Origin of the sequence: Acinetobacter sp. SA01 (assembly GCF_011319235.1) — a bacterium.
Lineage (GTDB): Bacteria > Pseudomonadota > Gammaproteobacteria > Pseudomonadales > Moraxellaceae > Acinetobacter.
The window spans coordinates 45,070-59,426 of sequence record NZ_WXXM01000010.1 but is presented as its reverse complement, the minus strand read 5'-3'; the positions used below and the strand labels follow the sequence as shown (position 1 = coordinate 59,426).

9 protein-coding genes and 1 pseudogene are annotated in these 14,357 nt (G+C 40.3%); 8 read left to right on the top strand and 2 right to left on the bottom strand.

Translation table 11 applies throughout. The features are described 5' to 3' along the window. Positions 1 to 474 precede the first annotated feature (474 nt). Positions 475 to 948: a hypothetical protein gene (locus GTU69_RS17195; protein WP_240921625.1), complete on the bottom strand. Its 474-nt coding sequence runs from the start codon at positions 946 to 948 to the stop codon at positions 475 to 477. A gap of 435 nt (positions 949 to 1,383) precedes the next feature. Between GTU69_RS17195 and GTU69_RS10590 the strand changes: the two are divergent. Then, positions 1,384 to 2,054 (top strand): annotated as a pseudogene (locus tag GTU69_RS10590) (transposase). A 111-nt stretch (positions 2,055 to 2,165) separates the two neighbouring features. Here the strand turns inward: GTU69_RS10590 and gltA are convergent. Continuing rightward, positions 2,166 to 3,443: a citrate synthase gene (gene gltA / locus GTU69_RS10585; RefSeq protein ID WP_086196825.1), complete on the bottom strand. Its 1,278-nt coding sequence runs from the start codon at positions 3,441 to 3,443 to the stop codon at positions 2,166 to 2,168. Between the two features lie 1,013 nt (positions 3,444 to 4,456). Here gltA and sdhC point away from each other — a divergent pair. From sdhC to lpdA, 7 genes are all read left to right on the top strand, one after another. After that, entirely contained in the window at positions 4,457 to 4,855 is a 399-nt protein-coding gene (gene sdhC, locus GTU69_RS10580; protein WP_166170368.1) for a succinate dehydrogenase, cytochrome b556 subunit, read from the top strand. Continuing rightward, positions 4,855 to 5,220 carry a succinate dehydrogenase, hydrophobic membrane anchor protein gene (gene sdhD, locus GTU69_RS10575; RefSeq protein WP_166170366.1) on the top strand — a complete coding sequence of 122 codons (366 nt, stop codon included), beginning with the start codon at positions 4,855 to 4,857 and terminating at the stop codon, positions 5,218 to 5,220. Before sdhC ends, sdhD begins: the two co-directional genes overlap by 1 nt. Positions 5,221 to 5,232: 12 nt before the next feature. Then, positions 5,233 to 7,131, top strand: a complete 1,899-nt coding sequence (locus tag GTU69_RS10570; protein ID WP_086196823.1) for an FAD-binding protein — start codon at positions 5,233 to 5,235, stop codon at positions 7,129 to 7,131. Positions 7,132 to 7,145: 14 nt separating this feature from the next. After that, the gene (locus GTU69_RS10565) at positions 7,146 to 7,856 is read left to right on the top strand and encodes a succinate dehydrogenase iron-sulfur subunit (protein ID WP_086196822.1); all 711 of its coding nucleotides are present in this window, start codon (positions 7,146 to 7,148) and stop codon (positions 7,854 to 7,856) included. Positions 7,857 to 8,685: 829 nt separating this feature from the next. Beyond that, positions 8,686 to 11,526, top strand: a complete 2,841-nt coding sequence (locus GTU69_RS10560) for a 2-oxoglutarate dehydrogenase E1 component (RefSeq protein ID WP_205683493.1) — start codon at positions 8,686 to 8,688, stop codon at positions 11,524 to 11,526. After that, positions 11,526 to 12,743, top strand: coding sequence for a 2-oxoglutarate dehydrogenase complex dihydrolipoyllysine-residue succinyltransferase (gene odhB, locus GTU69_RS10555; RefSeq protein WP_166170362.1), 1,218 nt, complete (start codon positions 11,526 to 11,528; stop codon positions 12,741 to 12,743). Before GTU69_RS10560 ends, odhB begins: the two co-directional genes overlap by 1 nt. 59 nt (positions 12,744 to 12,802) lie before the next feature. Next, positions 12,803 to 14,236: a dihydrolipoyl dehydrogenase gene (lpdA, locus tag GTU69_RS10550; RefSeq protein ID WP_166170361.1), complete on the top strand. Its 1,434-nt coding sequence runs from the start codon at positions 12,803 to 12,805 to the stop codon at positions 14,234 to 14,236. The last annotated feature ends 121 nt before the right edge of the window (positions 14,237 to 14,357 follow it).

The window sequence follows — 14,357 nt, the reverse complement described above, 5'->3', positions numbered from 1 at the left end:
CAAAAAAATACAGCAGGGATGCGAAAATAGACATATTGCAAATGGATTGTGGTGATTGGATGAGATAACCTGCTAGATGCAATTTCTATTAAATGTTTTAAATCAAATGTTTGAGGTGGAATTCTACATTTTGTCTACGCGTGCACAAGCACTTGCCATGTTATGGTTTGAGAGGCAGTTGTAGTTAAAAGTTATACACACTGTTGTCTAAACATTAGTTACCAAAAAGTATGCCATTCACTTCAAGCCTACTTATGAATCGCTACCTGTTCTATAAACAGCTTTAAGTTTGCTCACCTGGAAAATTCACCAGATTCTGTTCAGCAGAATGATCTCGACAATACTGAAAAGAGGGACTCGAACGATGAAATCGAACTATTAAAAAATTAAAAAAGATGATCGGATGGAAAATTATGAGGCATTATTGAAATTTATTCATTCCAAGAATTAAGTTAAAAATTGAACCTGCAAGAATTACTGTATGAGGTGTTCATTATTTAAGATAATGTTGGGGATATTTTTAAAGAATATGTCCCGGGCAATCTCTCCTTGTTGTTCAATGTTGTATGTATGAAACGGTTTGCCCGCAATAAAGTGGTATTTATAAGGATTATATTTTTTAAAACTCAAAAAATATTTGGACTGCAGTATAGCACCGTGTAACAGAACATTGAGATTAGACTGATATTGATAAATATGGGTCATCTCATGTATGAACAAACCTTGCATTTGTTTGGATCGCCGAGAGAAATCTTCACAAAAATTTTCGTTATTCATAAAAATGTTGCCATTGGGAGCCATATACATATTTATGGGTTGCCAAGGAAGATATTTGATATTCAATATTTGAACTTCATTGTAATTGATTAAATTACCGAAAACTTGCCGTGCAAGATTTATCTCACCAGTGGTCAACTGCCGAAAACGAAAGTTATGAATATCAAACATTAAATAAAGTTTGAACCATAACCAGAACCTAAATTTTTTGAACATAAAGTTTCATTTTACTGTTTGTAGGATAAATTCTATTCACAAAGTAAGGCGAGAGTAAATGTCAAGGAAGGGAAATTTGTTCAATTCTTTGATTTGATATTGTAACGATGCTGAAGAAAATTTGAATTCTTATTACCCGTGATGGATAAGAAGTTAGATACAAGTTTAACAATAGAATTTAAAGATCAATTCAAAATGAATTTACTGAGGAGTTTAAATCTGGAAAAAATCTATTTAGGGATTTATTCCTTTGATATTTATATAAAAGTATAGGTAAGCCTGAAAATATATTGTTTAACTTAAGAAAATCTGAATCGCGCATAAGAAATAGACTTGAAAAAAAAGGCGGCTAAAAATCATGAGGGAGTTACCACATAACCTACGTCTTCAATGACCATGTTCGATGGCTTTTTTTAGAAATTTGAAGCAAGCTATTGGGAATTTTAAAAATATAGCAACAAGCGTTTGAGAATACTGTCTACTCAATTGAAATTTTCAGAAATCGTGTTCATTGCCATTTGGTATAAGTATTCTTATTTCAATAACTTCAAAGCCTTCTTCTTTTTATTAAGGCAAAATCAAGGTCAACTCTTTCGATATTTACCATGTTACCAGCGGATGGTTCATCTCATCAGAGCTCATTAATTGGCGCTGCATGTTTTACATTTTTTCTGGATGAAAGATTGTTAAAGTCATTATTTATAGATTGATTCAACTACGCTAACTGTATGCAAAAATCAGCGGATTCAACGCATAAATCCCTAGGCAGCGATTGCAACCCGCGGCAAAAGCTCAATGGGATGGTTCTTTGATTGTAAGCTGTACTTAATCATGAATCAGTTATGAAATCCACTCGACTCTCTACATCAGGTGAATATCACTTAAAGCAGCCTAATAAAATAGAGAATTTATTTAGCTTGTTAAAAGGAAAAAATCATTTGGTGACGAGTAAAGCGAGAAGCATTGATGGGTATTTATCTGGAGTTTATGCATCGTTATGTGTCTATCAACTCTGTCATAAAAACAAGCCAGTGGTTCGTATTATGCAAACATCTGCTTAAACAGGATTCGGGTTGAGTAAAATTTTATAGCATGGAGTAGAGGCTTGATTGAAAGACGTAAAAAAACCGCCCGGAAGGGGCGGTTTTTTTAAATCATTAATTCTAAAAGAATTAACGACCTTGGATGTCACGTTGAACTTCACCAGTGTAAAGCTGACGTGGACGACCGATTTTGTAAGGGCCGCTGTGCATTTCTAACCAGTGGCTGATCCAGCCAACTGTACGTGCAAGAGCGAAGATTACAGTAAACATTTCAGTCGGAATACCAATCGCTTTAAGGATGATACCTGAATAGAAGTCTACGTTAGGGTATAAGTTACGTTTGATGAAGTATTCATCAGACAATGCAATGCGTTCAAGTTCCATTGCAAGAGCAAGTTGTGGATCGTTGATACCAAGCGCACCAAGAACTTCATCACAAGTTTCTTTCATTACTTTCGCGCGTGGATCGAAGTTTTTATAAACTCGGTGACCGAAGCCCATCAGTTTAACTTCTTTAGTCTTCACTTTTTCCATGAAGCCCGCAACGTTTTCTACAGTGCCGATTTCATCAAGCATCTTAAGAACGGCTTCGTTCGCACCACCGTGAGCAGGACCCCAAAGTGCAGAGATACCCGCAGCGATACATGCGTAAGGGTTAGCACCAGTAGAACCGGCTAAGCGTACTGTAGAAGTAGATGCGTTTTGTTCGTGGTCAGCATGAAGCGTGAAGATACGATCCATTGCTTTAGCAAGAATTGGGTTAACTTTGTAGTCTTTGTCTGCAGGAGTAGCAAACATCATGTACAAGAAGTTTTCAGCGTAGCTCAAGTCATTACGTGGGTAAACGAATGGTTGACCAACTGTATATTTGTAGCTCCAAGCTGCTAGCGTAGGAACTTTAGCAATCAAGCGGATTGCAGTAATTTCACGGTGGTTAACGTCTTCGATGTCCAAGTTGTTGTGATAGAACGCAGAAAGCGCACCAACTACACCAACCATAATTGCCATCGGGTGAGCATCACGACGGAAACCATTGAAGAAACGGCTAACTTGGTCATGAACCATAGTGTGGTTACGAACTTTAGCATCAAATTCTACTTTTTGTTCAGCTGTTGGAAGTTCGCCGTTTAACAATAAGTAGCAAGTTTCTAAATAGTCTGCTTTAGTTGCAAGCTGGTCGATTGGGTAACCGCGGTGTAGAAGAACACCTTTGTTACCATCGATGAATGTGATTTTAGATTCACATGCAGCTGTTGCCATAAAACCAGGATCAAAAGTAAAGTGACCTGCGGCCAACACATCTTTAACGTCGATTACATCTGGGCCCAATGTGCCGCTGTAAATTGGTAATTCAATTTCTTTGCCATCAAGCTGTAAAACGGCTTTTTTGCCAGTTGCTGCAGACATTCAATAGATCTCCTGTCCTGGTGAATGTTTTATCTGACTCGTAGTACTAATCTTTTAATGCGCGAATCAGACGGGTCAAAAATTTGCTATAAGATTAGTGAGTACTGAAATTTTGTCAATTATACTTATGGATAAAGCGACGCCCTCACCGGGGTTGGATCAAAAAAATCCAGTAGCCATGAGGAAAATATCAGTATCGACGCTGTATAATAAGTCAAATGAAAATAAGTTGCAGAAAAAAATATGCATGTTGTGGGAATTGTAGGCAATTTTTAATTCCTAAAAACTCTGATAGGTTCCGAATTTACGTCAAGCCTAATATTTTAAATTATTCTAATTTTCGTAACTTACATCTTTTTATTGTATTTTTTGCTGATTTTTTAGTCATAATTAAAAGCGATAAATGAAAAGTGAAATTAAGTTTGTTTGGTTAAAAAATAGCTGCCAAATATGTGCTGAAATGGTGGTTATTTGTCCAAATTGGATAAAATAAACCATAATTTTGCAGAAAAAATCAGCATGATTTTGCCATATGAGGAAGTTATGCACAGACTAAGTAGTTATTTCATTTCATGAAGTTGGATTGATATAATTATTGTAAATACCATATATTTCTAATGGAAATGAAAATTGTTATAAATGATATAAATACAGCTAAGATTGTTGTAAAATATAATGATTCTTTGTTCATCTTTAGTCTAAATAAATAAATTTAATTATCAAAGCTAAAAACGATAAATAAAATTTAATTTTATTTAATAAAAACCAAACATATAGCTCTGTTTTCTTAGATGTATTTTGTCTGCTTGCATTGGGGATTTTATGTTAATGATTCTTATTTGATGCTTTTTTATGGAAAAGCTAAATGTGACTGTTTGTATTTTGATAGTTCACGTTTTATAATTCAGTGTCGTTTTAAGTTTAGGTGTTACTGGATAGAGTAATTGCCTAAAAATGCTAGCTTTCCTTCGAATTAATTCCAACAAACTCCGGATGGAGTTTTTACTTACAGGATGCCCGCTGTGAAAAGCAACAGACCTGTCAATTTGTCCATGGGTCAAGTTTTAGAAGTAAACTTAAAATCCCCTGTGGCTATTGCATCAATTCTACACCGTCTCTCTGGTGTCATCGTATTTTTACTTGTACCGGTACTTTTGTGGCTTTTAGACAAATCATTGTCTTCTGCTGAAGGTTTTGCTGAAGTTCAGGCAATCTTTAGTAGCTTCATTGTGCGCTTTATCGTATGGGTATTTGTAGCCGGCTTACTTTTCCATTTTATTATGGGTATTAAGCATTTACTTGCTGACCTTGGTTTTGCTGAAGAACTGCAAAGTGGTCGTGTGGCAGCTACTATTTCATTGATCTTGGCTGCGATTTCGATTGTCGCATCATTTGTATGGATTGTTCTCTAATGAAAAGTGCTACAGGTTTAACGGGTTCAGGTTCTCGCGATTGGTATATCCAACGCGTAAGTGCTCTTGTATTAGCTGTTTATACTGTTGTGGTATTGGGTTGGATCCTTCTGAATGGCGGATTTAACTATGAACAATGGTTTGGCTTTATGATGACATTACCAATGAAGATTATGTCTTTATTGGCAGTCTTATCTCTTGTCGCACACGCTTGGATCGGTATGTGGCAGGTATTCACGGATTATGTGACTACTCGTCAAATGGGTCCTTCAGCTTCGGGCTTGCGTTTGGTGCTGACTTCAGCAGTGATTATTGCTGTATTTGCATATGCAATCTGGGCAATCCAGATTTTTTGGGCGAATTGATAGGAAAATATCATGGGCGCGATTAACCCTAAAGAAGATTACACAAATATTCCACACGAAACTTTCGATGCTGTCATCGTTGGTGGTGGTGGTTCAGGTATGCGCGCATCTTACCAGCTTGCTCAAGCGGGTTTGAAAGTTGCGGTACTGACTAAAGTGTTCCCAACACGTTCTCATACTGTAGCAGCACAGGGCGGTATTGGTGCATCTCTTGGTAATATGCAAGAAGATAACTGGCACTACCACTTCTATGACACGGTTAAAGGTTCTGACTGGTTGGGCGACCAAGACGCGATCGAATTTATGACGCGTGAGGCTCCACAAGTTGTTTATGAATTAGAACATTTGGGTATGCCATTCGACCGTAACGCAGACGGTACAATTTACCAACGTCCATTCGGCGGTCACTCTGCAAACTACGGTGAAAAAGCAGTTCCTCGTGCATGTGCTGCTGCTGACCGTACAGGTCACGCACTGCTTCACACGCTTTATCAAAGCAACGTGAAAATGGGTACGCAATTCTTCGTAGAATGGATCGCACTTGACTTGATCCGTAACGAAGCTGGTGACGTACTTGGTGTAACTGCTATTGACCAGGAAACTGGTAAAATTGCAGTATTCCAAGCGAAAGCGACATTATTCGCTACAGGTGGTGCAGGTCGTGTTTACCGTGCATCTACTAACGCATATATCAATACTGGTGACGGTCTTGGTATGGCAGCTCGTGCAGGTATTCCATTACAAGATATGGAATTCTGGCAGTTCCACCCCACGGGTGTTGCGGGTGCAGGCGTATTGTTGACTGAAGGTTGTCGTGGTGAAGGTGCAATCCTTCGTAACAAAGACGGCGAACCGTTCATGGAACGTTATGCTCCAACTTTGAAAGACTTGGCGCCACGTGACTTCGTATCACGTTCTATGGACCAGGAAATCAAAGAAGGTCGTGGTTGTGGTCCTAAAGGTGACTACATTCTTCTTGATATGACGCACTTAGGTGCAGATACGATCATGAAACGTCTTCCATCTGTATTCGAGATTGGTAAGAAATTCGCGAACGTTGATATCACTAAAGAGCCGATTCCAGTAGTACCAACAATCCATTATCAAATGGGTGGTATTCCAACGAATATTCATGGTCAGGTTGTGGTTCCTGAATCTCGCGAAACAACTCCGCTTGAAGCACACTACAACAAAGATACTGATGTTTATTCTACAAATGCGGAAGGCCGTGACTTCACTAAGCCAGTGAAAGGTTTCTATGCAATTGGTGAATGTTCATGTGTATCTGTACATGGTGCGAACCGTTTAGGTACAAACTCATTACTTGACTTGGTTGTATTCGGTAAAGCTGCTGGTCAACATATCATTGATTATGTGACTAAACATCATGGTGATGACTACCAACCGCTTCCTACGACTGTGCTTGAACAAACTGTTGAGCGTATTCGTAAATTGGATGAGTCAACTTCAGGTGAAAATGCTCAAGAAGTTGCTGATGCAATCCGTGACATCGTTCAAGACCACGCTGGTGTATTCCGTACATCTGCACTTCTTGAAGAAGGTGTGAAGCAAATTCTTGCGATTGAGCCACGTGTTCGTAACATTCACTTGAAAGACAAATCTAAAGTATTCAACACTGCACGTATTGAAGCTCTAGAAGTTGAAAACTTGTATGAAGTGGCGAAAGCAACACTGATTTCTGCTGCGGCTCGTAAAGAATGTCGTGGTGCGCATACAGTGGTAGATTTTGAATTGCCGCCAGAACATGCGGACTATCCATACGGTCGTCGTGATGATGAGTGGATGAAGCACACATTATGGTTCTCTGTTGATAACCATCTTGAGTACAAGCCAGTGCGTTACAAACCTTTATCGGTTGATGCAATTCCACCTAAACCACGTACATTCTAATAGGGAGAAGTAAGATGAGTAGAGGTACTCGTACATTTAATATCTACCGCTACGATCCTGATAAGGATAAAGCACCGTACATGCAAACTTTTAAACTTGAATTGACAGACAAGCACCGTATGTTGCTTGATGCTCTTCTTGCTTTGAAAGTGCAGGACGAATCTTTAACGTTCCGTCGTTCATGTCGTGAAGGTATTTGTGGTTCTGATGGTGTAAACATCAATGGTAAAAATGGTTTGGCGTGTCTGTGGAACCTGAATGATTTACCGGAAGTGATTACTGTTCGTCCACTTCCAGGTCTGCCAGTGGTTAAAGACTTGGTTGTAGATATGAATCAGTTCTATGATCAGTACAATAAAATTCATCCGTTCTTGATCAACAACCAGCCTGCGCCACCGAAAGAGCGTTTACAGTCTCCTGAAGAGCGTGAACACCTTGATGGTTTATATGAATGTATTCTTTGCGCATGTTGTTCGACTTCATGTCCGTCATTCTGGTGGAACCCTGACAAGTTCTTGGGTCCTTCAGCATTGTTGAATGCTTATCGCTTCATCATTGACTCGCGTGATACTGGAACACAAGAGCGTTTGGCTCGTCTTGACGATCCATTCTCGCTATTCCGTTGTAAAGGTATTATGAACTGTGTATCAGTTTGCCCTAAAGGTCTTAATCCAACTAAAGCTATCGGTCACATCCGTAGTATGTTGTTAGATCAAGCAGGTTAATCTGCTCCAGTCAAAAAAAGCACACCCTAGGGTGTGCTTTTTTATGCTTTTAATAGTTGTAAGATAGGTAAGGGATACTAAATGGCTATATGAATAGACAGGAGTAGGGGTGTGAAGTGTTATTAAAAAATATATAATTGATTAAAGTAGAGACGGAATCTTGCTTAAAAGCGGTCTAAGTCTTGTGGGACTGTTTGAGTGAGTGATTAAAGCACTAATTGTAGGCTTGAATCTGCAAAGTTGAGATTAAAATGTTATCATATAACGCATATAAAGAGAGCCAGTTTAAATATTGAGCTCTCTTTTGTTATATGTGTGGGCGTGGGGTAGGACTTTGGTCTAGATTGAATCTAATTATGAGATAAAGCACCATATGTTAGATGAAAATGGAGGATATGTATTTCGCTGAGTTATGAGAGGTATGTGTCAAAAAAATCAATTGCAACTGGAGAACATGTTACGATTTGGCACAAAGTTATATTTAAAAAAAGCACTGTATTTGCGTACATTTTTTCAACATCTGAAATTATGTATAAGGTTTATAAATAGATATAAATCGCTTTAGAAAAATTAAGTCGAGTAGTTATTTTTTCTAAGTCGATTTGCAAAAAATTGCTCGGTCTTGGTCGAGTATATATCAATGAGTGATGATGCCAATGGGGGCGTTATGATTCATTATTCACATTGGGTTATTCCTAATGTAGTGATCACGCCTCATGGCTTATGCCTTATGGGGACTAATGTCATATTACCAATTTGACATTATTAATCATGGGTTCGCTTAAAAAGCATCCTGAAAATGTTTTTGCAATAGGAAATGGGTCCACAAATGCAAGAAGTTGCTGACGCACTGCGTCTTGACACTGAACTTAGCGCTGACAGTGCAGCGTATATTGAAGAACTTTATGAGCAGTATTTGACGGCTCCAGATTCAGTAGGTGCTGACTGGCAGGAATACTTCGGTAAATTCCCTAAAGGTGATCAACCACATAGCAATGTACGTGAGCAATTCCTTTTATTAGGTCGCAACTCAAGTCGCGTTCAACCTGTAATTCAAAGTGCTGTAAGTTCTGAGCATGAGCGTCGTCAAATTGGCGTATTGCAACTAATTGCGGCTTATCGTAACCGTGGTCATCAAAAAGCAAAATTAGATCCACTAGGTTTGGCTAAGCGTGAAATCGTACCTGATCTTGATCTTGCTGCGCATGGTTTGACTCAATCTGATTTAGATACAGTATTTAACACAGGCAACCTTGCAATCGGTAAGAGTGAAGCAACTCTAGCTGAAATGGTTCAGGCGATGGAAGCAACTTATTGTGCTTCTATTGGTGCTGAATACATGCATATTGTTGATACCAAAGAAAAACGTTGGATTCAACAACGCCTTGAAAGTGCAAAAGGTCAATTCGGTTTCACTGCTGAGCAGAAAAAACACGTCTTAGAACGTCTGACAGCAGCTGAAGGTCTGGAAAAATACCTCGGTAATAAATACGTTGGTGCAAAACGCTTTGGTGTAGAAGGTGGTGAATCCTTCATCCCGATGGTAAATGAACTGATTCAACGTGCAGGCTCTGTAGGTTGTAAAGAAGTTGTAATCGGTATGCCGCACCGTGGCCGTTTGAACTTGCTTGTCAACATTATGGGTAAAAACCCGGCTGACCTGTTTGGTGAGTTTGAAGGTAAATCACTGCACAAAAAAGGTTCTGGTGACGTTAAATATCACCAAGGTTTCTCATCTAACGTGATGACTCCAGGTGGCGAAGTTCACTTGGCATTGGCATTTAACCCGTCACACTTGGAAATCGTTGGACCTGTAGTTGAAGGTTCTGTGCGTGCACGTCAAGTCCGTCGCAAAGACATTGGTGGTGATGATGTATTGCCAATCATTGTTCATGGTGATGCAGCATTTGCAGGTCAAGGTGTTAACCAAGAAACCTTCCAGATGTCACAAACACGTGGTTATACTGTAGGTGGTACAGTTCACATCGTTGTTAACAACCAGGTGGGCTTCACAACTTCTGACCCACGTGATGCACGTTCTACAGAATACTGTACTGATATCGCGAAAATGATTCAGGCACCGATCTTCCATGTCAATGGTGATGATCCTGAAGCTGTATTGTTTGTTTCTCAATTGGCACATGACTTCCGTCACACTTTCCGTAAAGACGTTGTAATTGACATGTTCTGTTACCGTCGTCGTGGTCACAATGAAGCGGATGAGCCAGCTGCAACTCAACCAATGATGTATCAAGTGATTAACAAAAAAGCGACGACTCGTACGCTTTATGCTGACCAACTTGTACAACAAAATGTTCTGGATCGCGCTGCTGCTGATGCAATGGTTGAACAATACCGTTCAGACCTTGAAGCAGGCAAGCATGTTGCCAATGCATTGGTACTTGAACCAAATACCAAAATGTTTGTCGACTGGTCTCCATACCTGGGTCACGAGTACACAGACGTATGGGATACCTCATTCCCAATCGAACGCTTGAAAGAACTCGGTACTAAAATGCGTGAGCTTCCAGAAGGCTTCGTTATGCAGCGTCAGGTTGCAAAAGTGATTGATGATCGCTTGAAAATGCAAACTGGCGAAATGCCGCTGAACTGGGGGGCTGCAGAAACTTTAGCGTATGCAACTATTCTAGATGAAGGCTTCCTGGTTCGTTTAACTGGTGAAGACGTGGGTCGTGGTACTTTCTCACACCGTCATGCGAAATTGCATAACCAGGTAGACGGTTCAACTTACATTCCATTATGTAACCTGAAAGAAAACCAGCCACGTACAGCAATTTATGACTCTTTATTGTCAGAAATGGCGGTACTTGCATTTGAATACGGTTATGCAACGACTCTTCCTAAGAGCTTGATTATCTGGGAAGCTCAGTTCGGTGATTTCGCTAACTGTGCGCAAGTTGTAATTGACCAGTTCATCGCATCTGGTGAAACTAAATGGGAACGCGTATGTGGTTTAACTATGCTTCTTCCACATGGTTTTGAAGGTCAAGGTCCAGAGCATTCATCTGCACGTTTAGAACGTTTCTTACAGCTTTGTGCTGAAGACAACATGCAAGTGATGACACCGACTACACCAGCGCAAATTTTCCATGCGATGCGTCGTCAGGCACTTCGTCCAATCCGTAAACCAATGATCATCATGTCGCCGAAGTCTTTGCTTCGCCATAAACTTGCAACCTCTACGCTTGAAGAGCTTGCAAATGGTTCATTCCAGACTGTGATCGATGAAATCGACAACATCAACAAGTCTGAAGTGACTCGTCTGGTGCTTTGTGGTGGTAAGGTTTATTACGACTTGCTTGAAAAACGTCGTGAGCAGGAATTAAACAACACTGCAATCGTTCGTATCGAACAATTGTATCCATATCCAGAACAACGTATTGCTGAAGTACTTGCTTCTTATCCAAATATCCAAGAAGTGGTTTGGACTCAAGAAGAACCGAAAAACCAAGGTGCTTGGTTATTCATCGCACCTCGTTTATATGACGATGTAATGAAAACAGGTAAACAGGTACGTGTTAGCTACGCAGGTCGTCCAGCTTCTGCTGCGCCAGCTTGCGGTTCACCATATTTGCATGCAAAACAACAAGCTCAGCTGGTAAATGACGCATTAGCGATTGCAGCTGAACAATCAGGAGATTCTAAGTAATGGCAACCGAAATTAAAGCACCGGTATTCCCAGAGTCAGTTGCAGACGGTACGATTGCAACTTGGCACAAACAACCAGGTGAAGCTGTATCACGTGATGAAGTGATCTGCGATATTGAAACTGATAAAGTTGTTTTAGAAGTTGTTGCTCCTGCTGACGGTACAATTGCGTCAATCATTAAAAATGAAGGCGATACAGTGCTTTCTGCTGAAGTGATTGCACAGTTTGAAGAGGGCGCTGTTTCTGGCGCTGCTCAAACTCAAGCAGTTCAATCTGAAGAGAAAGTTGAACAAGCGGCTGCACAAACTCAAGCGGGTAATGCACCTGTTGTTGAGCGTGCTCAACCTGTTGCTGATCAAGCTCCAGCAGTGCGTAAAGCATTGACTGAAACTGGTATTGCAGCGAGCGATGTAGCTGGTACTGGTCGCGGTGGCCGTATCACTAAAGAAGATGTTGCAAACCATCAAGCTAAACCAGCGGCTCCTGCTGCTGCGCCTTTAAGCGTTGCTGTCGGTGAACGTATCGAAAAACGTGTTCCTATGACTCGCCTTCGTAAACGTGTTGCTGAACGTTTACTTGCTGCGACTCAATCAACAGCAATGTTGACCACGTTCAACGAAGTGAACATGAAACCAATCATGGAAATGCGTGCTCAATATAAAGATGCATTTGAAAAGCGTCATGGTGCACGTCTAGGCTTCATGTCATTCTTCGTTAAAGCAGCGACTGAAGCACTTAAACGCTACCCAGCTGTAAATGCTTCTATCGATGGTGATGACATTGTTTATCACGGTTACTATGACATCGGTGTAGCTGTATCAAGCGACCGTGGTCTAGTGGTTCCTGTATTACGTGATACTGACCGTATGAACTACGCTGAAGTAGAAAACGGTATTCGGGCGTATGCCGGTAAAGCACGTGATGGCAAGTTAGGTATTGAAGACATGACTGGCGGTACATTCACTATTACTAACGGTGGTACTTTCGGTTCATTGCTTTCTACGCCAATTTTGAACACACCACAAACTGCAATTTTGGGTATGCACAAAATCCAAGATCGTCCTATGGCAGTTAATGGTCAAGTAGAAATCTTGCCAATGATGTACTTAGCGCTTTCTTATGACCACCGTTTAATTGATGGTAAAGAAGCAGTAGGTTTCCTTGTAGCAATCAAAGAATTGTTAGAAGAGCCTGCTCGTCTTATCCTTGATCTTTAATTTATAGAATAAATCCATGGGCTTAGAGTGATCCTCTAGGCCCATTTTTGGAGAGCATAATGTCTCAACAATTTGATTTAGTAGTAATTGGTGGTGGCCCAGGTGGTTACGAAGCTGCAATTCGTGCTGCACAATTGGGTTTCAAAGTTGCGTGTATCGAAAAACGCATCCATAAAGGTAAACCATCTTTAGGTGGTACTTGCTTAAACGTGGGTTGTATCCCATCTAAAGCATTGCTTGATTCTTCACACCGTTATGAAGATACAGTGCATCACTTAGATGATCACGGTATTACCACAGGTGAAGTGAAGTTTGATCTTGCAAAATTACTTGCACGTAAAGACAAAATTGTTAACCAATTAACAATGGGTATCGATGGTCTATTAAAAGGCAACGGTATCGAATGGTTAAAAGGTACTGGTAAATTACTTGCGGGTAAAAAAGTTGAGTTTGTATCTCACGAAGGTGAAACTCAAATTTTAGAACCTAAATACGTGATTCTTGCGACTGGTTCTGTGCCTGTAAATATTCCTGTAGCGCCTGTAGATCAAGACATCATTGTTGACTCTACTGGCGCACTTGAATTCCAAGAAGTGCCTAAGCGTTTAGGTGTAATTGGCGCGGGTGTTATCGGTCTAGAGCTTGGTTCAGTATGGCGTCGTCTTGGTGCTGAAGTTGTTGTATTCGAAGCAATGGATGCATTTTTACCAATGGCTGATAAAGCCTTGGCAAAAGACTATCAAAAACTTTTAACTAAACAAGGACTTGATATCCGTGTTGGCGCGAAAGTTGCTGGTACTGAAATTAACGGCCGTGAAGTGACAGTTAAGTATACTCAAGGTGGCGAAGACAAAACTCAAACTTTCGATAAGTTGATCGTTTGCGTAGGTCGTCGTGCATATGCTGAAGGTTTATTGGCTGATGACTGCGGTATTAAACTGACTGAACGTGGTTTAGTTGAAGTAAATGACTGGTGTGCGACTTCTGTGGAAGGCGTATATGCAATTGGTGACTTGGTACGTGGTCCAATGCTTGCACATAAAGCAATGGAAGAAGGCGTAATGGCTGCTGAGCGTATTCACGGTCATGCTGCACAAGTGAACTATGACACCATTATTTCTGTAATCTACACACACCCAGAAGCAGCTTGGGTAGGTTTAACAGAAGAGCAAGCGAAAGAAAAAGGCCACGAAGTTAAAACTGGTCAATTCGGCTTTGCTGCGAATGGTCGTGCAATGGCTGCTGGTGAAAATGCCGGTTTCGTGAAGTTTGTTGCTGATGCAAAAACTGACCGTTTACTCGGTATGCACGTGATTGGGCCTGCTGCGTCTGACATCGTACATCAAGGTATGATTGCACTTGAGTTTGTATCTTCAGTTGAAGATTTACAGTTGATGACTTTTGGTCATCCAACTTTCTCTGAAGTGGTTCATGAAGCTGCACTTGCAGTAGATGGACGAGCGATTCACGCGATTCAACGTAAGCGTAAGTAAGACAAAAAAGAGCGGCTTAGGTCGCTCTTTTTACATTTGATAGTTGTTTTTATTAGAACAATCATCTAAAAATAAAGATAAGAATCATTTTAAGTTCTCAAAATACCAATATTGATTGATG

What these genes read in the sequence shown, in the direction of transcription:
- GTU69_RS10570 (WP_086196823.1), top strand. Translation starts at nt 5,233, where the DNA reads ATGGGCGCGATTAACCCTAAAGAAGATTACACAAATATTCCACACGAA.
- lpdA (WP_166170361.1), top strand. Translation starts at nt 12,803, where the DNA reads ATGTCTCAACAATTTGATTTAGTAGTAATTGGTGGTGGCCCAGGTGGT.
- odhB (WP_166170362.1), top strand. Translation starts at nt 11,526, where the DNA reads ATGGCAACCGAAATTAAAGCACCGGTATTCCCAGAGTCAGTTGCAGAC.
- sdhC (WP_166170368.1), top strand. Translation starts at nt 4,457, where the DNA reads ATGCCCGCTGTGAAAAGCAACAGACCTGTCAATTTGTCCATGGGTCAA.
- gltA (WP_086196825.1), bottom strand. Translation starts at nt 3,443, where the DNA reads ATGTCTGCAGCAACTGGCAAAAAAGCCGTTTTACAGCTTGATGGCAAA.
- sdhD (WP_166170366.1), top strand. Translation starts at nt 4,855, where the DNA reads ATGAAAAGTGCTACAGGTTTAACGGGTTCAGGTTCTCGCGATTGGTAT.
- GTU69_RS17195 (WP_240921625.1), bottom strand. Translation starts at nt 948, where the DNA reads ATGTTTGATATTCATAACTTTCGTTTTCGGCAGTTGACCACTGGTGAG.
- GTU69_RS10565 (WP_086196822.1), top strand. Translation starts at nt 7,146, where the DNA reads ATGAGTAGAGGTACTCGTACATTTAATATCTACCGCTACGATCCTGAT.
- GTU69_RS10560 (WP_205683493.1), top strand. Translation starts at nt 8,686, where the DNA reads ATGCAAGAAGTTGCTGACGCACTGCGTCTTGACACTGAACTTAGCGCT.